Below are 23,066 nucleotides of genomic sequence, written 5' to 3'. Positions count from 1 at the left end.
TATGAAATCAGGATATTTTCAGCCTTTAAGTAATATTTATAAAATAGCCTGGATGTGGTGGGTTATTCTCCTTTCTTTCCAACAAGTTCTTTTCTATGAAAACAATCTTCGAATGAATTGGTTTCAAATAACTATTCTGGTCTTTCTGGTTCTCGCTTTCTATTTCTTAGTGAGACAACGTCGCTTTTTTGCAGCAGAAAATGCACTGCATTTTTCTCGTGATTTTCGTTTAGGTATGCTTGAAATTGACTTCAATTATATGAGCTCAGTAAAACTTACGCCAAGAACGCTTCGTTTTATCTATATAGGAAAAGAATATCATTTTGTTGTATTGGGGAAATCCAATCAACTACTACAAAACGTTTTAAAGGAAAATAATGTTGAATACACTACATCAACACTTAAAAGATCCGCGAAAGTGTAAGATCTTTTGGTCACTTATCTTTGGCCTCATCTGGCTTGGAACAAATATCTATGTAATCATGGAAACACCTGTTTGGAATGAAAAGTACATCACAGCTTTTATCCTCGGGAATATCTGTATGTTTATCGCAGCAACTTACATGGTTTTCGTTTATCGATCAGTTAAGAAAATCGACACACTTACAGAAAGTAAAATCCAACATTACTATAAAATGTCAATGTGGATTTTAGGGCTTGCAGTATTGCTTGTGCCTTTTTTCTTCATTATTCATGTGCCTGACACAGCACATGACTGGGATTTCTTTGTAATATTTAGAGATACCATGCAGCTTGGTGGTCGTTCATTTACACATCTTCCAATGACTGAAGATGAACTTCTCTATTTTTTACGTTATCCCAATAATCAGTTTTTCGGTATTGTCTATAACACTCTTTTTGCTCCTTTCACAACCAACTTATCGAGAATCATTGCGACAACTGTAGTAGCAGCAATTCTGACAAGTCTTTCTGTTCTAGGTGGTTCATTAATCATTAAAAAGATTTCTAATCTTAAAATGGCTTTGATTTACAATTTAGTTGCTTTTGGTTTTATACCGTTTTATCTTTATGGAGCACAGCTCTACACAGATACAGCGACCTTACCTTTTGTCATTTTTGGCTTACTCTTTATGATTTATGCACTGCAGTCAGAGAAGACCAGCAAGATGATTATCTGGTGGATAGCAGCATGCCTTGTTGTATTCTTTGGCTATAGTATTAAACCTACTGTTTTCATCCCAATGATTGCTGTCTTTTGTTTCCTTGTGCTTAACCGTAAATGGAAAAAACTGCTCATTATGGTTCCTGTAGCAGCATTACTTTTTGTAGGTGTGCATCAAGGTGTTAAGGCAGTTATCGCAAATGAGCCAGCTTTCTCAGAACAAGCTAATGACCGTTACAATCTGCCGATGATTCACTGGGTAACAATGTCTTTTGATCCTATCAATAAGTATGGAGGCTTCAATCCTGATGTCTTGGCCTACTCTCAATCATTTACAGATGTAGCATCAAAGAAAGAAGGGATAAAGCGTCGTTTTATTGAAAATCTCAAGGAAATGGGTGTTCCAGGTGTTCTGGTTCAATTGTGGCGTAAAATCATGTATACGTGGTTTAACGGTGATTTGAGTAATTTCTTCTATACATATCGTCATTCTAATCCCTTTATATTCCGTTATTTTGACTGGACCAGCTTTGCGCCAGAAGAAGGGAATATTACGGGCTGGTTGTTGATTAAAGCAGCACAAACACTCTATTGGTTAGCCATCGTCCCATTGATGTGGTATGAAATCTTCCTAGGTATTTTCAAGAAGCATAAAACAGAATGGTTCATTGTTGGACTTTCAATGGCCGGTTTGACAGGCTTCTTACTACTTTGGGAAGCTAATTCACGTTACCTTTATAACTTTGCACCAATAATGCTTATTCTAGCAACCATGGGCTTGGTAGACTTTATTCAACGCAGTAGGAGGAAAAATGGAATTTCTGAATAAAAGCATGTATCGTATTCTGCTTTGGCTCTTTATGGCAGCTTTAGCTATTATGGCTGTGCAACCTTTTACGGATGCTGGTTTTGTCGAACCTATTTCTGTTGTGTTGTGTGCTGGTTTGCTCTTTTTCATCCTCCGTTTTGCCTATAGAAAATTTCAAAATATGAATAAAAAAGGCTTGAAAATATTTATTTTCGCCTTTTTTGCAGTTTTTCTTCTCTTACAGATTTTATCTGTGACTCAAATTCATACGATGGTTTTCGGAGACCCTTGGCATATTCAAGCACAGGCCACACGAATTATGCAAGGAGATATGGTTTGGGATGTTTGGATTAGGCAATATCCTAACCTCGTGCCTCTGGTAGCTTTGAATGTTGGATTTATGAAGCTTGCAGAAGTACTCCATATCTCTTACTACTTCGTCTTTTATGCTTTTAATATCCTTATCAATACAAGTATTTGGGCATTGCTGGTTCGCTTCCTATGGAAAAAAAGACCAGATTTAGCAACCTTTGTGGCCCTTTTGATGCTTATGCTTCCAATGAATTATGACTTCTTATTGAGGGTAGGATATTCAGATGGATTTGCGATTTTAGTTTTATTGATTGTTGCACTGCGTTTTGATAAGGCTCAACGTACAAGTTCATTCGGTATTTGGCAATTTGTCAGTACGGCAATCTTATTTACTCTTGGATTCCTTGCGCGCCCCAATGTGATCATCATTCTGATTGCTTTAGCAATTTTGGGCTTAGTGGCCTTTAGTCAACGAAAAAAATATAAAAAATTGTGGCTTTCAATAGTTAAGCTCATTTTAGCTTCTTTTGTTGGTATTGTTTTGGCAATGGGAGTAACTCGTGGTTTAGCAAGTGCTATGCAATATGACTTAAAAGGACCAGATGTTTTTCCAACAGTAAACTGGATTTATGAGGGCCTAAATACAGAATCAATGGGCGAATGGACACCTGTTGATCGTGACTATACACTAAACCACTTTGGTTTTGAAACGGCCAAAGAAGGTAATATTGCTGGAATCAAAGAGCGTTTAGTACATTTAGGAAAAAATCCATGGATGATTCCAATACTCTTATTGGCGAAGTTTGGTCAACTTTGGTCTTGTGGGACTTTTGCAACGGCTACTGATTATCAGCTTTTTTCTGGGTATTACAATTGGACGAAAGCTCCAGGTTGGGTCATTGATAATATTGGTGCTATTAATATCTTTATCTCAACTTATGCTAAAGCGCTGATGACCGTATTTCTCTTTGCCATTGTTTACCGCCTTTGGAAGACAAAAAAAGAGGAGATATCAGTTTTTTCTCTAGCAATTTTAACAACGATGGGAATTACACTCTTTCATACTTTACTTTGGGAAGTTAAACCTCGTTACCAATTCATGACCTTTGCTTTAATCATTCTTGCGGCTGCACTCAGCTTTGATAAAATTTTTTCGGAAAAAACTGTCTTTAGACCTGAAAAAGGGCGAAGCAAGCTCTTGAAGATAGCTTATCCAATTATGGCTTTGTTGTCTTTAGGGTTGATGCTAACATTGATGCAAAAACAACCAAAACAAGCAATTGTCGTGAACGCGCAGCAACATTCGGTTAATCACTTTGGTTATAGCAAAGGCAGTATCGACTTAGGAGCAGGGAAAAGTATTTCTCAAGCATTTGATTTAACTACATCAGCCAATCGTATTGATTTCAACTCTTACGCGAATATGGAAATGAAATTGATTCTTGAGAAAAAAGAAGCTGAGCAATGGAAAGAAGTTGGTGAAACCCCAATTCTGGCAGAAGATGCGATGACTGTTTTGAAGACGGAAATGCCAGTTGGTCATTATCGTCTGCGAGTAGAAAATATTCAAAAAGTTCCTGTTACGTTGGCCTTAATGACCAATACAGAAAATCTAGACTATCCGCATCTGATTGAGCTGCCCAACAGCAAGTACGCTTCTTTTGGTTTCTCTATTTCACAAAATGAGCCAAAAACAAAATTCTCCTTAGGACTGATTCTCACCTTTGCGGTTATTTATATCTTAGGATATTTTGTAATTTTGACTGTGGTAAAAAATAATGATTAAATTCTTTCTGAAAAAAATTATTCTGCCCTGCTTGGTTGCAGTGGCAGCTTTTGTTATCGTCGATCATAATGCACGATTTTATCATGAACCTTTGGGGATTATTGAAGACGTAAAAACCGTGGAAAAGACAGCTTTAAGTGATAACTTCAATAATAAAGATACAGAAGTGCAGCAAAATCTTAAAGTTAGGCTGCTCAATACTAGGCAAAAAAATCAGGTTTTAAATCTAAAAAATATCTCTAATCAGTCCCAACTTACTGGACAGCTTTATCGTAAAAATCAAAAGATTTTATTGCGTGAAAGTGCGGGAACGATGCAGATCGTTGGCCAGAAACGAGATGCATTGATTGTGAGTTTAGCTGTTCTTTTTATCGGACTAACCTTAAGCTTTATTCGATGGCGTGCAACACTCTTCCTTACATTGTCCTTGCTACTTAACCTTTTATACTTTGTTTTAGCACTCGCTTTTGATATTCAGTTTACTTCTGTAAATGCGCTTATCACTTTTTCTTGCTTAGCATTGGTCTTTGCGATCAGCTCACTAGGTTTTGTTTTAGGATTTACACGGCAAATGTTATTTACGCTATTTACCACAGTTCTCACTAGCCTTTTGACATTTCTGCTGACCTTTTCTGTTTTAAAACTTACAGGTAATTCAGGTATTCATTTTGAAATGATGAATTATGTGACTCAAAACCCGATTTTATTCTTTTTCGTAGGTGCAATCATCAGTGTCTTAGGTGCAATTATGGATGGTACTGGAGATATCGTTGCTGGTTTATTTGGACTTTATCGTCAAAATCAGCTTAATGAAATAAACATGTCTCAAAAAGACTATATTAAGTCCGGCATGGAAATTGGAAAAGAGATTATTGGGACTTTAACAAATGTGCTCTTTATGATTTTTATGGCAGAAACGATTCCCATGACTTTGCTCTTGCTAAGAAATGGGAACACATGGAATTATATTGCAGGAACTGCCCTTAATCTTGGACTTTTACAAACCATTATCTCTGCGATCGGTATCGTACTTGCAGTTCCGATTACGGCTGTAGTGACAAGTTTTGGACTAAGAAAGGAAGCAAGAAATGAATAGTTTAATTGTTCTCTTTATTATTTTGACTGGCTTACTGATTTTAGTTTCGGGTGTTGAAGGTATAAGAAATCTCGTCGGACTAGGGCTTAATTTCATTTTGATTTTTGCAATGATAACCTTGCTTTCTTGGGGAATGAACACATTTGTTCTCTTAAGTGTTGTTTCAGTACTCATTTTGGCAATTGCCATATATATGTCTTCTGATGATAATATGGTAACAAACATTTCTTTTAAAACAAGTCTCATTGTTGTATTTTCTCTTCTTATTTTGGCTGTGCTTGTACAGTATGTCGGTAACCTACAAGGTTTTGCAATCGAAGATACAGAGGAGTTAGAAGAATTATCCCTTACAATAGGGTTAAATTTTTCTAACGTTGCAATTGTGGTCATGGTTATTTCAATGTTGGGTGCAGTTGCAGAAGCAGCTATGGCTTTGGTTGCTAGTTTATCTGAAGTTGTAGAACAAGATGAGCAGATGACATTGCTGCAGTTTAAGGAACAACGCTTTATAATTTCACAGCAAATTCTAGGAACTGCTGTAAATACACTCTTTTTTGGTTTGTTAGGATCATCTCTAAGCCTTATTCTTTGGTTTGTTCGGCTACATTATAGCTTTGCTGAGATAATAAACTCTAAATTACTTATGGCAGATATGGCATCAATGCTTTTAGGAATGCTTGGAATTCTCTTTGCTATTTGGCTCTCGGGATATTTTGTTGAAAAAGAATTTGAAAAAATGGAAAGCGAAGTAAAACAATAACTTTTTAGTTATTGTTTTTGAGGAAGTGAATTTTAAATTAATCTTTTTGTAATTTAAAAGAAAACAAAGAAATCATGTTGCAAACTATTAAACTTTTTGATATATTATACATATGAATAAAAATATATTAGATGGGATTGCGGATCGTTTACACATTAAAGGTCTGAACCCGTTACTTTCACTAATGGTTTGGGAGTTACTTTTATTATTAGTTTTGCTTCTTGTCGTTCTACTCGTCATCTCAATGAATTAAAAACAATGGATCAAGCGATTGTTTGCTTTTTAATATACTTTTATTTATATAATTTTTTGAGAAAACAGGTGTCACGGCTGACCAAGGGGCTGAAATTATTATTTTTATTTTAATCACGACAGTATAAAACCATATTCATAAGTGAATATGGTTTATTTTTTATATTACTTTTCTAATGCGGCGATCTTTGCCTCAAGAGCTTTGATTTCCTTTTCTAATGCCTCTTTTTGCTGGGGATCTGAGGCAGCTTGAAGCTCTTTCTTCATTTCTTCTAAAGATTGTTTATGATATGTGACGAGCTCTTTTTTCTTATCTGTTATTTTTTCTAAAAGCTTGTTTTTATCTTCTTCATTAAGTGGGGTGTAAGCTGGAAGTTTTTCATTTTGGAAATAATCAGCTAATAAACTCATTGGTGTAGTGTCTTTATCTTTCATGAGTTTCATTTTCCATGATGAATCATAATTATCCAATAATAAACCTGCGAAAGCACCAATATCATATGATTCTTCTACATTTCCAGTAGAACTGCCGTATCCTTTAGTTTGCTTCCCTAAGGTTTGGATTGCATGAGTGATATCCTTATCGGTGCTAAGTTGATCTGGGAAGTAGGTATATAAAGCCGTCATAATTTCCATATATTGTGCAGAACCTTCAGTACGATCCCAATAGTGTGCATTATCAAAGTCAGTTTTATGCTTTGTTTTATATTCATTATATGTTGCGATGGCTTGCAAAACTAAGGTCTTATCCTTTGGATGAGTAACAGCCTTCATCAAGTTTTGAATTAATTGGTAACGTAGAATACGTGCTTCGGTTTGTCCTAGATGTTGGTCTTTTTCTGAACCTATCTTAGCAATCTCCGTTTCTGATAGTTTATTCCATTTTGTTTGTTCAAATATATGGAAATTCTCATGTAAAACAAAGACCAAAGCATCGTATGATCCTAAGTGTGGATAGCGATTCCACATCTCTTTATTTTTGAGTGCAGCGCTATCTAGTGAAAAATACATTCCACCACCTTCAAGAGTTTTTCCCTCAAGGCTATATTGAGCATCTACACCAAACTTATCAAACTGCTTGCCATAATCCCCCCAAGTCCCCGGTGCTTCAGAGCGTTCAACATTCAGCTCCTTAGCTTCTTTTTCAGAAAAATCACTGATTTGTCCATCTGGATTTATTTTCCACATTTTTTTACTTTCTGTATCTTCTAAAACTACAGGGATGCCCGTCACGGCATTTTTGGGCCAAATTTTTTCAGCGACTTGATTATATTTTTTTAATTGCTGAGCAAATAGCGGTAAAAAATCTTTCACTGTTTCAGGTTGATTTTTATTGGAGATAAAATTAAAAGAGGAAATGTTTTCTTTAGATTGATTTGTTTTTTCTTTTGAAGTATCTGTCGTCTTGCTATCCCCACTTGCACAGCCCACGAGAACTGTACCCATTGTGAGGGATAAAATGGAAGTAAGAACAAAGAGTTTTTTTGTCATAGTTGTTTCCTTTACTAAAACTGAGGTGGCTTTTGCCACAGTCTAATTACTTGGTTAACTCTCTTTAGAGAGTTCTTGATGGAAAATGGTTTAATGTTACTGTTTTTCTAGAGTTTTATGACTTTTCCTCCTCTCTTCTGAAGTACCTAGAGAGCTAAAATCTCAAGGAAAAGACTTCAAAAATTTTCCTGTTAAAGCTCATAAAACCTTCCTTATTTCTTATACGTAAAAAGAATATGCCTTTCACTCTTTTAATTTCTGGTCTAAAAAAATGCATCTTAGGGAGCAATTATCGTAGGGCAGAGTATGTTATAATATAAACATGACAAATGATGTAAAATTGATCGCTTTAGATCTTGATGGAACACTGCTGAACAGTGCAAAAGAGATTTCTGCTCCAAATATTGAAGCAATCCAAAAAGCACGTCAGAACGGTGTAGAAGTAGTTTTAACAACTGGCCGCCCTCTTGCAGCAATTCAACCTTTTTTGAAAACATTGAAGATGCTAGATTTCAATGACTTTAGTATTACCTTTAATGGTGGGTTAGTGCAACGTAATACAGGGGAAATTCTTTCAAAGAAAGTATTGACTTATGATGATGTTCGCCTCATCAAGCAGGAAACTCAAGCTTTGGAAATTCCATGTGATGTTTTAAGTGATGACATTGTCTATGTCACGGAGAGTGCACGACAATCTCAATATGGCTTTATCAACAGCCTTTTGGAATTTCACCCCGTAAAATTTGAAGAGCTTGCTCCTGATGCAATTTATAATAAGATTGTTTCTTGTACAGATGCGGCTTTTCTGGATGCACAGATTCCTAAATTTCCCAAAACATTATTTGACCAGTTTGAAATTTTTAAAACACGTGATATTTTGTTAGAATTCATGCCTAAAGGAATAAATAAGGCCTTTGGTTTATCAAAACTGATTGAACAATTGGATATCACACCTGAAAATGTTATGGCGATGGGTGATGAAGAAAATGATTTAAGCATGATTTCATGGGCTGGTTATGGTGTTGCAATGGGAAATGCTGTACCGACTGTGAAGAAGGAAGCCAATATTATTTCAAACTTTACGAATGACCAACATGCAGTTGCAGAAGTCATTCAAGAATATGTTTTGTAGGAGGAAATATGGGATTATTTGATCGTTTATTTGGTAAGAAAAAGGAAATCGAAGATGTTCCTGAAGAAGTTGTTGAAGTAAAAGAACAGCCAGAGGTTGAAGCAGGGGAAGTCGTAGATGAAGAAGTAGAAACTGAAGAACTCGTTCAGAGTGAGCCAGATGAAGAAGTTTTAACAGAAACGATGCCTGAAGTTGTAGCTGAATTTGCAGATGAGCCTTCAGCTGCAGAAGCCGAAGAAAAAGAAGAATTCCAAGAAGAATCTGATATTCTAGAAGATGAAATTGAAGAGCTTGAAGCAGCTGAAGTCGAAGCAATTGCCTCAAAGGAAGAAGTCTTAGAAGAGAATGAAGTTTCAGTAGATTCACCAACTCAAGAGGAAGAAACTACCAATATTGAAGAAAAATACGACAAGTCTTTAGAAAAAACACGTAAGACTTTTGGTCAACGTTTCAATGCCTTTTTAGCTAATTTCCGTTCTGTGGACGAAGAATTCTTTGAAGTGCTTGAAGAAACACTTATTATGTCAGACGTTGGTGTTGACTTAGCTTTAGAAGTTACAGAAGAGTTGCGGAACGAAGCCAAATTGGCAAATGCAAAATCACAAGAAGCATTACGGCAATTAATTGTTGAAAAAATTGTAGATAAATTTGATGATGAAAAAGTACCGTCTGAGTTAAATATCCAAGATGAACTCACTGTTTTCCTTTTTGTTGGTGTAAATGGTGTAGGTAAGACAACAACAATTGGTAAACTTGCTCATCGTTATAAAAATGAAGGTAAAAAAGTCCTTCTTGCAGCTGCTGATACTTTCCGTGCTGGTGCGATTGATCAACTTGTGGAGTGGGGCAAACGCTCAGAGGTTCCTGTTGTCACGAAACCAGCAGGTTCAGATCCAGCCAGTGTAGTATTTGATGCTGTCGTAAAAGCAAAAGAAGAAAACTATGATATTCTTTTGATTGATACAGCTGGTCGTCTTCAAAACAAAGATAACTTGATGAAAGAACTGGAAAAAATAGGAAAAATTATCAAGCGTGAGTTGCCTGCTGCACCACATGAAGTGATTCTTGCTTTGGATGCAACAACAGGTCAAAATGCTATTCAACAAGCTAAAGAATTTAGCGCAGTAACACCGATTACGGGGATTGCTTTGACCAAGTTAGATGGTTCCGCAAAAGGGGGAATTGTTTTATCTATCGTTCAGAGCTTGAAAATTCCGGTAAAACTTGTCGGACTGGGCGAAGGGATTAATGATCTTACAGACTTTGATGAAGAATTCTTTGTACGTGGTTTATTTAAGGAGCTCATCTAGTAAAAAATGTCTATCTGTAAAAGATAGGCATTTTTTCAATTTTAGGATGAAAATGGTAAAGCCTCGCTTTAGGATAGTTTATCGGGACTTGAAAAAAAACACAATTCACGATAAAATGGAAAGGTCTAATTAGAGAACTGTTTTATATAGAAAGGCTATCATGTCGTATTCAAATTTGAAGTTATTTGCACTTTCATCTAACCAAAAGTTGGCTCATAAAGTTGCAAAAGAAATTGGTATCCAAGTTGGAAAATCACGCGTGCTCACTTATAATGATGGTGAAGTCGAAGTCAAAATCGATGAAAGTATCCGTGGAGAACACGTCTTTATCCTCCAATCAACAAGTGCCCCTGTTAATGAAAACTTAATGGAACTGTTGATTATGATGGATGCCTTAAAACGTGCCAGTGCTGCCTCAATCAATGTGGTAATGCCTTACTATGGTTATGCCCGTCAAGACCGTAAAGCACGTGCACGCGAACCAATCACATCAAAATTGGTCGCAAACATGCTTCAAATTGCTGGTGCAGACCGCTTGATTACCTTTGATTTGCATGCTGCTCAGATTCAAGGTTTCTTCAATATTCCTGTGGATCACCTTATGGGCTCACCATTGATTGCTGATTACTTCCGTCGTCACGGCTTTGCCAATGGCGATGATTTAGTAATCGTTTCTCCTGACCATGGTGGTGTGGGCCGTGCACGCAAGTTAGCGGCTTTCTTGAAAGCACCAATCGCAATCATTGATAAACGTCGTCCACGTGCCAACGTTGCTGAAATTATGAATATTATCGGTGATGTTAAAGGGAAGAAGTGTATCTTGATTGATGATATGATTGATACAGCTGGTACAATTACTTTGGCCGCAAATGCCTTGAAAGAGCTTGGTGCTACTGAAGTTTATGCTTCATGTACACATGCTGTTTTATCAGGTCCAGCTATTGAACGTATCGAAAGTTCAGGAATTTATAAGTTGGTAGTTTTGGATACTATTGAAATACCAGATGAACGTCGCAGTGATAAGATTGTTGAGATTTCAATCGCACCATTGCTTGCCGATGCCATTATCCGTATTCACGAGAAACGTCCATTGTCACCACTTTTCGAATTACACATCCCTACGGAAAATTAAGAGCAGAGTGACCTTTAGGTCACTTTTTTGAAAAATGGAAATAGAAAAGATAAAAAAACTTTACCGCAACGTGGAAGAATCAGAGCTTAATCAACGAGAGCGTACTTTAATAGCCTTACTTTCAGAGCAGACTACTGACTTTTCGTCTTTACCTATAGGACGATTTCGTATCTTGCAATTTGCTGTTGCGGATTTTTCAGAACTTGTAGAAAATATAAAATTTATCTTGCCCGATGTAATACGAGAAAATGCTGAAAAACAATTCGTTATTGAAGAATATACTGGGAATAATCTGAGTAAATCAGAGCTTACAGATAGTCTAAAAGTCTTGTCTCAAGATATGGGTGAGAAACTTCAATATTACCTCGGAAGCTTTGTGTCCAACGAAGAGCTCGAGCAAGTCTATCAAGAAGAAACACAGTTTTTTCAGCAAAAAGCCAGTTTTAGTGAGTCTATTCTGGCTCAGGGTCTCCATCATGTCGAGAGTTTATTATTGAATAACATCAGACAAGAGCTTCTTCAAAGTCCTGAAGATAAGGCGTTAGTACGTGCCCTTTACACGACATACGGCAACCAAGCAGCTGCAGCAAAGCTGCTCTATGTTCATCGGAACACCTTACTCAATAAAGTAAAAAAATATGAGCAGAAATATGGCTTACAACTTGTAGGCAGTGACTTAGTTTTAGCATTTGGTCTAATCGGTCATGAATAATTTTCTGCTACAGATAAAAAGCAGCAATCTGCTTTTTTGATTTTTTTGATATAATAGAATTTGAGATTTGTAAATATAATTTATAAAAAACTTTAAGGAATGAAATATGGAATACAAACACATTGACATTGAAGCCAAGTGGCAAAAATACTGGGCGGACAATAACACTTTCCGTACAGGAACAGACAAAAACAAACCGAAATTTTATGCACTCGATATGTTTCCTTATCCATCAGGAGCAGGTCTTCACGTGGGGCACCCTGAAGGTTATACAGCAACAGATATTCTGAGCCGCTATAAACGTGCGCAAGGCTATAATGTCCTTCATCCAATGGGTTGGGATGCTTTTGGCTTGCCTGCTGAGCAGTATGCAATCGATACAGGTAATGATCCTGTCGAATTTACAGCGAAAAATATTGCTACTTTTAAACGTCAAATCAACAGCCTCGGTTTCAGCTATGACTGGGAACGTGAAGTAAATACAACTGATCCAGAATTTTATAAATGGACACAGTGGATTTTTACGAAGCTGTATGAAAAAGGTTTGGCCTATGAAGCTGAAGTAGCTGTTAACTGGGTTGAAGAATTAGGAACAGCTATCGCCAATGAAGAAGTGCTCCCTGATGGTACTTCAGAGCGTGGCGGCTATCCAGTTGTTCGTAAACCGATGCGTCAATGGATGCTGAAGATTACAGCCTATGCGGAGCGTTTGCTTAATGATTTGGAAGACCTGGACTGGCCAGAATCAATCAAAGAAATGCAACGTAACTGGATTGGTAAATCTGTTGGTGCGGACATCAACTTTAAAGTTGAGGGTAGCGATGAAGAATTTACAGTTTTCACAACGCGTCCCGAAACACTTTTTGGCTCAACATTTGCTGTTCTTGCACCAGAGCATCCATTAGTAGAAAAAATTACTACTGCTGAACAAGCTGATGCTGTAGAAGACTATAAACATCAAGCTAGCCTTAAGTCAGATTTGGCTCGTACAGACTTGGCAAAGGATAAAACAGGTGTTTGGACAGGTGCATACGCAATTAATCCAGTAAGTGGCAAGAAAATGCCTATCTGGATCGCTGATTACGTTCTTGCAAGCTATGGACATGGTGCCGTTATGGCAGTACCTGGACATGATGAACGAGATTGGGAATTCGCTAAGGTCTATGACTTAGAAATCGTTCCTGTTTTTGATGGTGGAAATGTTCAAGAAGCCTGCCATACAGAAGGTGGAAAAATTATAAATTCTGATTTCTTGAATGGTATGGAAAAGGAAGAAGCGATTGAAAAAATGGTCGCTTATCTGGAAGAAAAAGGTATCGGCTCTCGTAAAGTGACTTATCGTCTACGTGACTGGCTCTTTAGTCGTCAACGTTATTGGGGCGAGCCAATCCCAATTATTCATTGGGAAGATGGCACAACTACTGCTGTTCCAGAAGAAGAACTGCCATTAGTTTTACCAAAAACTTCAAATATTAAACCGTCAGGTACTGGTGAATCACCTTTGGCGAATTTAACAGATTGGCTGACTGTGACACGCGAAGATGGTGTAAAAGGTCGTCGTGAAACAAATACAATGCCACAATGGGCCGGTTCGTCATGGTATTACTTGCGCTACATTGACCCTAAAAATAGCCAAGCTATTGCTGATCCAGAGCTGATTAAAGAATGGCTTCCTGTTGATATTTATGTCGGCGGAGCCGAACATGCGGTTCTTCACCTTCTCTATGCAAGATTTTGGCATAAAGTTCTCTTTGACTTGGGTGTTGTTCCAACAAATGAACCCTTCCAAAAACTTTTCAATCAAGGGATGATTTTGGGAACTTCTTATCGCGATAGTCGCGGTGCTTTGGTTGCTACAGATAAGGTTGAAAAACGTGATGGCTCTTATTACAATGTTGAGACTGGCGAAGAGCTTGAGCAAGCTCCAGCTAAAATGTCTAAATCATTGAAAAATGTGGTTAATCCCGATGATGTCGTTAAACGTTACGGAGCCGATACTTTACGTGTTTATGAAATGTTCATGGGACCTTTAGATGCAAGTATTCCTTGGTCAGAAGAAGGACTGGAAGGTGCACGTAAATTCTTGGATCGTGTGGTTCGTTTGCTCAGCAATAGCACAATCACTGAAGAAAATGATGGTAGCCTAGATAAAGTTTATAATGAAACAGTTAAAAACGTTACCGAGCGCTTGGATCACATGTTGTTTAATACAGCAATTTCTCAATTGATGATCTTTGTAAATGCAGCCAATAAGTCTAAAACATTACCGCTTGAATATGCGAAAGGCTTTGTTCAACTTTTAGCTCCGTTTGCACCTCACCTTGCAGAAGAACTTTGGGTTGAACTCGGTAATGAAGCAGGTATTTCGTATGTTGCGTGGCCATCATTTGATGAAAGCAAACTTGTTGAAGATGAAATAGAAATTGTCGTTCAAATCAACGGTAAGTTAAAAGCTAAAGTCATGATTGAAAAAGATTTACCAAAAGACCAACTTGAAAAAGTAGCTTTAGAAGCAGTCGAAGTGGAAGGAAATATCGTTAAAGTTATTGCGATTCCGAATAAATTGGTAAATATTGTTGTTAAATAATCTAAAAAGAGCGAGCAAATTTCGCTCTTTTTCTATTCCTCACCAAACATTAAAGCAAAAAATCAGGATTTCCTCGTCTTTTTTGCTACAATATGAATAGTTTTTGCTGTCAGATATGTACAGTAAAAGATTGAGCAATAGAAAGAAGAAACAATGCCTTTTTATACAACAAATGATGGAGTTCAGATCAATTATCATAGCTATGGAGCAACAGAAAATCAAGCAATCGTTTTTATTAACGGCTATTCTGCGAGTGAAGTTACTTGGGCTTTTCAAGTCGATTATTTTGTTGCTGCAGGTTATCGTGTAGTCACTTATGATCACCGGAGTCATGGACAAAGCCAAGAAGTAGATTATGGGATGACCTTACATCGTTTGGCGACTGATTTAGAAGAGTTGATGAATGCTCTGCAACTTTCTCGACCTGTATTGGTTGGACACTCGATGGGAGCAGCGACCATTATGGCATATGAAGAGCTTTTTACAGACGGAAAGTTAACAGCAATCGTAACAGAGGATCAAGCACCTACATTTATGAGAGCACCGGACTGGTTAGATGGACAAACAGGTAAAACTCTTGGTGAATTATCTGATTTTATTAAAGATTTTCCGCGCACAAAATTAACTCATCGTCAATTGACAGATCAAGTAAAACGTGTGTTAGGTAAAGGGATGTTGCCCTTTAATTTTCAAAAGCACCAAGCCTTGCTTCAAAATGTGATTACGCAAGATTGGCGTCAGAATCTTATGCGCGAAACGGTTCCCCATTTGTTCTTTGCTGGTGGGTGTTCGCCTATTTTTCCCCCAGAACATGCTCAGGCAGCACGGAACCTACAACATAACGCACAATCAGAGGTAAGTATTTTTGAAGATTGTGGTCATATTCTTCATGTGGAAAATATTGAGGCTTTTAACCAAAAACTCCTTAATTTTATTCAAAAAGTCCAAGAAAAAAAGAGTTAGAAATAACTCTTTTTTATTTTTTGTGAGGAGTGAGAGAAAGTTTACTTTCCTTAGCCTCTAAATACTCCATAAAAATAATTTTAAGTAAGGCTGCGACAGGTACAGCGACGAACATGCCTAATATACCAAAATAAGCACCGCCAATCGAGATAGAGATAATAACGATAATGGGGTTAACATTCAAAGCACCACTCATTAGTTTTGGTCCGATGATATTTCCATCAATTTGCTGAAGGATGATGAGCATAATAATCGTAACAAGCCCTGCTTCCCAACCGCCGGTAAAAAAAGCGATAATCATTGCGACAATTGAAGCAAAGATTGAACCAAAATAAGGAATCATGTTGCAAATACCAATAAGCAAACCTAAGGCCACTGAGAAGGGATTATGAGCAACGCCCGTTATGTGGAGGATAAATAGTAAGAACGTGGATGAAATCCACATGATGCATGCATCAATGAATTGTGTGGAAATAAATTTATAGAAGATAATATCTGTTTGGCGAAGATAATATTTTATTGCTTGGAGATGCTCCTGCTTAGCAGAAATCTTCCCAAAGCGGGAGAGAATCTGTAAGATACTTTCTTTATATAACAAAAGATAAATTGAAATGATAATGCCAACAACAATACGGAAAAGCTGTGAAGCAAGTGTGAAAGTAAAGGTACTCAGAGATTCAATGCCGCTGGTAATGTAGCGTGCGGCGTCCTGTGCACTAAACGCATTGACAAAAGAGCGAATAGAGTCTTCGATTTGTAAAAAATTATCTAACTCTTGAAATTGATTACTGCTGAGCCATTGATAAATGTTTTGGTAAATCGTAGGTAATAAGCGTAGAAACTCGAGTAAGTTACGAACCACAATGGGAAAGAGATAATAAATAACAAAAAAGAGGAGAAGTAAGAAAATCATATAAGTGACAAAAATACTAAATTTTCTTGCATGATGTTGGATAAATTTTACATTCAAACGTCTAAAAAGCAAGCTAAGTTTATGAATAGGTTTATCTAAAAAGTATGCAACGATTGCTCCGAGAAACAAAGGAGAGAGAATTTGTAAAAAATTGCCAATGCTTTTTGTAATCGGGGTAATGTTTGAAATGACATTAAAAAGTAAGAAAAGCACAACGAAAAAAAGTAGTCCGTTAAGCCAAAGGTTCCAGTTGATTTTTATTTTTCCCATGGGCGAGATGTCCTTTCGGGTAACTTGATATAAAGTAGTTCCTTTTATTGTAATATCATTAGAAAACTCTGTCAATTATTTTAAGAAAAAACCACAGAAAATTTCTGTAGTTTGGACAAAAATAGGATAACTATTTATTGGTGACGATAGTCAACAATTTCAATATGTGGGGCTATCTTTTCGCCATCGCCCATAATCTCAATCAAATGATTGGCCGTAACACGGACACGCATATTTTCATCAAAATACATCATCCCCCAAGCCTTGCAGTAAAAATCACCTAAAGGTGAGCTGATTTTCCCATCAAAAACTTTAGGAACTTCTCCTTTATTAACGGCAACAATACGATAACGTGTAATGCCACAACAGCTGCTTGGGAGTGTCTCATTACTTAAAGTATGATCAAAGTCTAAGACAAAGTCAGCAGGATCATCTTCAATAAGCGCTAATAGGCGCTTGGTGATAGTATCATCAAATGTAAGCTTCATAAAATAATTGTACTACATAGCTAGGGGGATATGCAGCAATTCAGCTTGAAAAAAAGAAGCTAGGTACTCTTATAAAATTTTTAATTTTGACTTTAAAAAGAGGATAGGGTATGTATAAATTCGTCAACTAACTTTTATTTGTCCGCTTACTTAGTAGAAGCACAATGTCGGACTTTACAAAGCAGCATGAAAGCGATATAATGTTAGATGGAAATTTTTTTCATTATTATATTACTAGTAGGAGACCGATTTTAAATGACTAAGAAAAAAATCGTAGTCATCGGTGGTGGTGTTGCTGGGGTTCATGCAACACGTGAGCTTTCGAAAAAGCTTAAAGCGAATGCTGACATCACTTTGATTGACAAACACAGTTATCATACATCTATGACGCAACTTCATGAAGTTGCAGCAGGACGTGTGCCATTCACAACAGTTCAATATGACTTCCAAAAACTTTTGGGAAAACGTAAAAATGTGAGCCTTGTAACTGATGCTGTTGTCACTCTTGATAAAGATAACAAAAAGGTTATCACTGAACAAGGAAGCTACGACTATGACTATGTTGTAGTTGCTCTTGGTGGTGAACCTAACGACTTTGGGGTACCTGGTGTTAAAGAACACGGTTTTACTCTTTGGTCACTCGAAGATGCTATGCGTATCAAACGTCAACTTGAAACTGTTGTTCAATATGGTTCAACAGAAGTTGACGATGAAAAACGCCGTGCACTTTTGACTATCTCTGTTGCAGGCTCAGGTTTCACAGGGATTGAAATGGCTGGTGAATTGATTGACTGGCGTAAGAAGGTTTCAACAGATTGGAAAATTCCTGAGGAAGAAATCACAATCAACGTTGTTGAAATGATGCCAACAATCTTGAACACATTGGACCGCAAGCAAGCAGACCGTGCACACGCATATCTTGAAAAGAAAAATGTCAATGTATTGACAAATCACGGTATCGTTGAAGTTGCAGAAGATCACATCAAAGTAAATGTTGGTGGACGAGACGAAGAAAAAGTTTCAAAAGAAATCCCAACACACACATTGATTTGGACTACAGGTGTTCAAGGGAATACAGCAGCACAGACTAATCTTAACGAAACAGAACGTGGACATCGTCTCCAAGCCAATGAATTTATGGAAGCAGTTGGATTTGAAGATAAAGGTATCTATGTAGCCGGAGACGTTTCAGGTTATATCGAACCTGATACAGGTCGTCCAACACCACAAATCGTTGAAGCGGCAGAGCAAACAGCGCACACAGCAGCTTCAAATATCATCGCAGATATTAACGGTGGAAGCAAACATAAACACGAAAGCAAATACCAAGGAACAATGGTTTCTATCGGTTCAACTTGGGGTGTTGCTAAAGTCGGAAGCATGCGTTTGACAGGTTTCTGGGCAATGTTGATGAAAAACATTGTTTACTTTATCTACACATTGCAAATCCGTTCCGCTCATTATTTCTGGCGTTATGCTTTGGATGAAGTTTTCCGTACAAAAGATGATCGTAACTTCATGCGTGGTCACACTTCACGTTTAGGTAACGTACTCTGGGCTGTGCCACTTCGTATCTTCTATGGTCTTGTTTGGTTGACAGAAGCAATGAAGAAAATTGTTGGTGAAGGTCAACTCTTTAATCCTACAACTTGGTTTGGTAAAGGTTCTTGGTTCACAGACGATCTTAAATTCCCATTTGCTTGGTTGCAAGAAGTACCTAAACATGCAGATGCTGCTGCTGGCGCAACAGGTGAAGCTGCAACTAAAGCTGCAGATGCTGCTGCTGGTGCAACTGGCGCTGCTGCTAGTGGTGGAGCAGAAGCTGCACACAAAGCGACAGAATGGGGTCTCTCATATGCTTATGGTACAGAGCCAATGCCAGTACTTGAAAAAGTACCACATTGGATGGAACCTATCTTTAAGTTCATGATTCCAAATCGTGATGTTGCATTGTTCATGCAAAAATTCATGTCTATCGTTGAAGTTTTACTTGCTCTTGCTATTATCTTTGGTCTCTTTACTTGGATTGCATCAGCTGTAACTGCAGCATTGACAGTGATGTTCGCACTATCTGGTATGTTCTTCTGGGTAAACATCTGGTTTATTCCAGTAGCAATTGCCTTAATGAACGGTTCAGGCCGCGCATTTGGTTTAGATAAATGGGTTCAACCTTGGATTCAAAAAATACTTACCCAAGTATGGTATGGTAAATCTCGTTCAATTTATAAAGGACGTTAATTAAAAAATAGCTCATTAGAGCTATTTTTTATTTCTGATAAATTCCTTCGGAAATTGATTCTGGAGTATTTATCAGCTATAATATAGAGTGTTCATGCTGTCTGGAAAAGATGAGCATCCTAAGAAGAATTAAACATCTAGGAAGTTTGATTGTTTGAAAACCAAAGAAAATATAGTGAAGGATATCCCAAACGCTTTATGACATTTAAAACATTTTTAGAACTTGTTGAAATTAAAACCAAAATTGCCAGTATATTTCCTTATATTATTGGCTTACTTTTCAGTCTGAGTTATTTTAAAACATTTAATGCTGGCCTATCGTTTCTTTTTTTATTGGCTATGCTTATTTTTGATATGACGGTAACAGCGATTAACAATTATCAAGATTTTCAAAAAGCTAAAGATGAAATTTATCAAAAACAAGAAAATATTATTGGTAAAGCTAATCTGTCACCACATTTTGTTAGAAATTTGATAGTATTCATGGTTCTTGTCAGCCTGGGTTTGGGTTTCCTTTTGGCTTATTTTACGGGCTGGCTCTTTTTGGTGCTGGGAGGCATCGTCTTCTTTATCGGCGTTTTTTATACTTATGGTCCGATACCTCTTTCTCGTATGCCATTGGGTGAAATCTTTTCCGGTGGAACAATGGGATTTGGAATCTTTGCAATGGTGATTCTCATCAATAGTGCAGAAAATCCTATTTTTAAACTTGATCTCAACTTTGCGGCAAACTCTTTTGCGCTTTCTGGAGATATAGTTGGTGCTATAGCAATGGTAATTGCGAGTTTACCGTTAGTCTTTACGATTGCAAATATTATGCTGGCTAACAACTTGCGTGATTTGGATACAGATATTAAAAACCATCGTTATACTTTAGTTTATTATATTGGACGTAAACAAGGTATTCAGCTTTTTCAACTGCTTATGTACAGTGCATATTTCTTCATTATTTTAGGTTTTTTCATTGGAATTTTTGAATGGCCAACATTATTGACTGTTCTTTCCTTTCCGATAATTCAGAAGAACTTGAAACACCATGCAGCAGAAGTTCCTGCGCCTCATAGCTTTGTTTATTCTTTAAAAAATATGGTTTTATTTAATAGCTCTTATGCTTTCTCTCTCCTTTTATCGCTTCTGTGGCAAGCAGTAGCAAAATAATTTAAAAAAGGTAGTTTCCTCTTGGGAACTACCTTTTTGTATATGATATTTATTTTTTAGCTGCTGCAAGTTCACGCTCAAGAGCTAATCTTTGAACTTTCATTGTGGCTGTACGAGGTATCGCATCATAGTCCATGAGAAGCGGCTCATTTAGGAATGGCATGTCAATGATAGAAGACCACCAAGCTTTCCAGTCCATTTCTTTACCTTCGGCAAGCGCCAAAATAGGTTGAGGATGTCCAGAAGCATCGCGGATAATTATTACTTCGTCAAGAAAGTCGTGTTGATCGAGGAGGAGATCTTCAATGGCTAAGTTTGACTCCACTTTGTCAATAAGATCAACTTGACGATCATAGAGGAAGAGCACACCGTCTTCATCCATAATCCCCCAGTCGCCTGTATCCCACCAGTCACCATAAACTTCTTCAGCAAAACGACTATCATCTTTATAGTAAGTAAGAGCACGCCCTTTAGAGAGGAAATGAATATGACCAGGTGTACCAGCAGGAACAACATTTCCGTCAGCATCTGTTACGCGCGCTTGGGAAAGTCCAGGCATGCCGATGCCCATTTCACGAGCATTTGTATTTGGTAAGGTACTAAGGCGGTGTTTTTTCCAAATCATTGGACCGCATTCAGACTGACCGTAGATTTGCAAGAAAACAGGATTTTCCTCTTTAGAAGCCGCAAGGAAAGTATGCATTGTATCTTTGTTAATTGCATCAAAAGTAGAGTGGAGATAGCGAATAGAAGCAAAGGCCTCGGGTGTTTCTTTTACAACATTTGCTAGGCGAACAAAATGGTTTGGGTGTGTTTCGAAAGCTGTAGGGCGATATTTTTCAAACATGCTAAGCACAGTATTTTTTTCTAAATTAGAAAGTGGCATAAGATCAAAGCCGAAGGTCATGGCTGATGATATACCAATGTTAAAGCGGGAATGAACAGGTGAAATATGGAATGCCAACAGTGAAGATTTGTCTGGCATCCAATCCATTACTGTACGTTGCAAGACCCAACGCCAGCCCATAGATTGAGCTGAGTGTGCAATCAGTTTCGGAATTCCAGTAGTACCTGAGGTATGTGTGAGATAAGCAATCTCATCCGTAGCTAATTGTTGATTGCTTACCTCAGGACTATTAGTGATTGAAGCAAAGTCAGAAACAAAGAGTTTGTGATCTTCGTTTACATTTTTTAATTCCTGAACGACAGCATCTGTATCTTCATCAAAAATGAGCCAAGGAGTTTCAAGGCGTGCAGCAAGAGTATCCATTACTGGTGTAGAAAAGTGATGGGAAATCATTGCAGGCACAGCACCCAGATAGGACACAGCAACGGCAAGAAGATAAGTGTCAAAAGCACTTGATTTAAAAATAATGACCTTGTCTTCTTTTTTTATTCCCAAGGCTGACAAATTATAAGCTTTTTGCAAGACTGCTTCGTGAACGCTTTGATAATTTGTTTCAAGCTCTAATTCCGGGAAAGCGTTTAACTTTTTATCGAAAATAAAACGACTTTTGGGGAACTTTTCAGCAGATTCTTTGAAATTTACATAAAGATTCAGAGGTTTGTGATTGAATTTCATTGAAATCTCTCTTTCTATTTTTCTAAAGTTTATTATATCACAAACTATCGGCGAGAATTGAGAAAAAAATGTCCTTTTTGCATTTTTAATCATTAAAGAATAGTCTGAAAAGTCCACGTAAAATGGGAAAATTAGCAAACTTATCTTTTTGCTACAGCCCCAGTTTTATATAGATATGAAAGCGTATTAGTGTTATAATGATTTTAAGAATAAATTGTTTCGTTGGAATATAAAAAATTCGAACGAAAAGCTTTGCTGAGCAAAGTTGCGGAGGAAATATGGAAAATTTACGTTACAAAAGTGTATTTGACATTATTGGTCCTGTAATGGTTGGTCCCAGTAGTTCTCACACTGCCGGTGCTGCCCGTATAGGAAAGATTATTCGTTCAATTTTTGGCGAATTGCCCGAGAAGGTTGAGATTCATTTGTATGAGAGTTTTGCCAAAACTTATCGTGGACATGGAACAGATGTTGCTTTGGTTGCTGGTGTTTTAGGTATGGATCCTGATGATCCTCGCTTACGAGATGCACCGCGCATTGCTCACGAAGAAGGGATGGAAGTGACATATGTGCCTCATCCAGAAGATAAGGCAGACCATCCTAACACAGCGCGTCTGATTTTGAAAAAAGGGGACCGTGACATGAGCGTCACAGGGATTTCTATTGGCGGGGGCTTGATTCAAGTGACCGAACTCAATGGTTTCGATATTTCTATTTCAGCAGGGATGCCAACTTTTGTTATTGTCCATCAAGATGCACCAGGTATTTTGGCGCGTCTCGGAGCTATTTTTGAAAAGCATGATATTAACGTGGCACAAATGAATTTGACACGTGAAGCTAAAGGTGAAAAAGCAATCATGATTATGGAAGTAGACAGTTTCGATGTCGAAGAAGCTTTTGAGGAAATGAAACACATTCCGAAACTTTCTGCTGTAAATTTCTTTAAATAAGGG

General features: G+C 37.4%; 18 protein-coding genes. 14 read left to right on the top strand and 4 right to left on the bottom strand.

Annotated elements, in window-relative coordinates; translation table 11 throughout:
• Position 1: 1 nt before the first annotated feature.
• From P3G65_RS07475 to P3G65_RS07455, 5 genes are read left to right on the top strand one after another with little or no spacing between them, the layout of a single operon-like run.
• A complete protein-coding gene (locus P3G65_RS07475; protein ID WP_004256207.1) occupies positions 2 to 424 on the top strand; it encodes an EbsA family protein in 423 nt (140 codons plus the stop codon).
• Positions 378 to 1,952: a glycosyltransferase family 39 protein gene (locus P3G65_RS07470; RefSeq protein WP_019292701.1), complete on the top strand. Its 1,575-nt coding sequence runs from the start codon at positions 378 to 380 to the stop codon at positions 1,950 to 1,952. Before P3G65_RS07475 ends, P3G65_RS07470 begins: the two co-directional genes overlap by 47 nt.
• A complete protein-coding gene (locus tag P3G65_RS07465; RefSeq protein ID WP_004256212.1) occupies positions 1,936 to 4,029 on the top strand; it encodes a hypothetical protein in 2,094 nt (697 codons plus the stop codon). The genes P3G65_RS07470 and P3G65_RS07465 overlap by 17 nt, the downstream gene beginning before the upstream one ends.
• On the top strand, positions 4,022 to 5,125 hold the full coding sequence (locus P3G65_RS07460) for a YibE/F family protein (RefSeq protein WP_004256215.1): 1,104 nt from the start codon (positions 4,022 to 4,024) through the stop codon (positions 5,123 to 5,125). The genes P3G65_RS07465 and P3G65_RS07460 overlap by 8 nt, the downstream gene beginning before the upstream one ends.
• Complete coding sequence (locus tag P3G65_RS07455; protein WP_019292700.1) at positions 5,118 to 5,885, top strand: YibE/F family protein; 768 nt, start codon at positions 5,118 to 5,120, stop codon at positions 5,883 to 5,885. Before P3G65_RS07460 ends, P3G65_RS07455 begins: the two co-directional genes overlap by 8 nt.
• A 417-nt stretch (positions 5,886 to 6,302) precedes the next feature.
• Here P3G65_RS07455 and P3G65_RS07450 read toward each other — a convergent pair whose 3' ends face one another.
• Positions 6,303 to 7,628: a hypothetical protein gene (locus tag P3G65_RS07450; protein ID WP_019292699.1), complete on the bottom strand. Its 1,326-nt coding sequence runs from the start codon at positions 7,626 to 7,628 to the stop codon at positions 6,303 to 6,305.
• 322 nt (positions 7,629 to 7,950) lie between these two features.
• On the opposite strand from P3G65_RS07450, the gene P3G65_RS07445 reads away from it, so the two are divergent.
• The 6 genes from P3G65_RS07445 (at position 7,951) to P3G65_RS07420 (ending at position 15,464) form a co-directional block, all read left to right on the top strand.
• Positions 7,951 to 8,760 carry a Cof-type HAD-IIB family hydrolase gene (locus P3G65_RS07445; RefSeq protein WP_004256220.1) on the top strand — a complete coding sequence of 270 codons (810 nt, stop codon included), beginning with the start codon at positions 7,951 to 7,953 and terminating at the stop codon, positions 8,758 to 8,760.
• Positions 8,761 to 8,768: 8 nt separating this feature from the next.
• Positions 8,769 to 10,070, top strand: coding sequence for a signal recognition particle-docking protein FtsY (gene ftsY / locus P3G65_RS07440; RefSeq protein WP_004256222.1), 1,302 nt, complete (start codon positions 8,769 to 8,771; stop codon positions 10,068 to 10,070).
• Positions 10,071 to 10,230: 160 nt separating this feature from the next.
• Positions 10,231 to 11,202, top strand: coding sequence for a ribose-phosphate diphosphokinase (locus P3G65_RS07435; RefSeq protein ID WP_284071146.1), 972 nt, complete (start codon positions 10,231 to 10,233; stop codon positions 11,200 to 11,202).
• Positions 11,203 to 11,236: 34 nt separating this feature from the next.
• The gene (locus P3G65_RS07430; protein WP_004256228.1) at positions 11,237 to 11,914 is read left to right on the top strand and encodes a helix-turn-helix domain-containing protein; all 678 of its coding nucleotides are present in this window, start codon (positions 11,237 to 11,239) and stop codon (positions 11,912 to 11,914) included.
• A gap of 106 nt (positions 11,915 to 12,020) precedes the next feature.
• Positions 12,021 to 14,501, top strand: a complete 2,481-nt coding sequence (leuS, locus tag P3G65_RS07425) for a leucine--tRNA ligase (RefSeq protein ID WP_004256231.1) — start codon at positions 12,021 to 12,023, stop codon at positions 14,499 to 14,501.
• A gap of 153 nt (positions 14,502 to 14,654) precedes the next feature.
• Positions 14,655 to 15,464, top strand: a complete 810-nt coding sequence (locus tag P3G65_RS07420; protein WP_004256233.1) for an alpha/beta fold hydrolase — start codon at positions 14,655 to 14,657, stop codon at positions 15,462 to 15,464.
• 13 nt (positions 15,465 to 15,477) lie between these two features.
• Here P3G65_RS07420 and P3G65_RS07415 read toward each other — a convergent pair whose 3' ends face one another.
• Complete coding sequence (locus tag P3G65_RS07415; RefSeq protein ID WP_004256235.1) at positions 15,478 to 16,647, bottom strand: AI-2E family transporter; 1,170 nt, start codon at positions 16,645 to 16,647, stop codon at positions 15,478 to 15,480.
• 134 nt (positions 16,648 to 16,781) lie between these two features.
• A complete protein-coding gene (locus P3G65_RS07410) occupies positions 16,782 to 17,135 on the bottom strand; it encodes an iron-sulfur cluster biosynthesis family protein (protein ID WP_004256237.1) in 354 nt (117 codons plus the stop codon).
• Positions 17,136 to 17,390: 255 nt separating this feature from the next.
• On the opposite strand from P3G65_RS07410, the gene P3G65_RS07405 reads away from it, so the two are divergent.
• Complete coding sequence (locus P3G65_RS07405; protein ID WP_019292698.1) at positions 17,391 to 19,373, top strand: FAD-dependent oxidoreductase; 1,983 nt, start codon at positions 17,391 to 17,393, stop codon at positions 19,371 to 19,373.
• Positions 19,374 to 19,571: 198 nt separating this feature from the next.
• Positions 19,572 to 20,531, top strand: coding sequence for a 1,4-dihydroxy-2-naphthoate polyprenyltransferase (gene menA, locus P3G65_RS07400; protein WP_004256242.1), 960 nt, complete (start codon positions 19,572 to 19,574; stop codon positions 20,529 to 20,531).
• Between the two features lie 49 nt (positions 20,532 to 20,580).
• Here menA and P3G65_RS07395 read toward each other — a convergent pair whose 3' ends face one another.
• Entirely contained in the window at positions 20,581 to 22,113 is a 1,533-nt protein-coding gene (locus tag P3G65_RS07395; RefSeq protein WP_284071145.1) for a class I adenylate-forming enzyme family protein, read from the bottom strand.
• A gap of 278 nt (positions 22,114 to 22,391) precedes the next feature.
• Between P3G65_RS07395 and sdaAB the strand changes: the two genes are divergently transcribed.
• Positions 22,392 to 23,063 carry an L-serine ammonia-lyase, iron-sulfur-dependent subunit beta gene (gene sdaAB / locus P3G65_RS07390; RefSeq protein ID WP_004256246.1) on the top strand — a complete coding sequence of 224 codons (672 nt, stop codon included), beginning with the start codon at positions 22,392 to 22,394 and terminating at the stop codon, positions 23,061 to 23,063.
• Positions 23,064 to 23,066 lie beyond the last annotated feature (3 nt).

This window comes from Lactococcus sp. bn62 (genome assembly GCF_029492705.2).
Classification (GTDB): domain Bacteria; phylum Bacillota; class Bacilli; order Lactobacillales; family Streptococcaceae; genus Lactococcus; species Lactococcus petauri.
The sequence above is the reverse complement of the archived record's forward strand: the minus strand, read 5'-3'. Positions and strand labels throughout refer to the sequence as shown.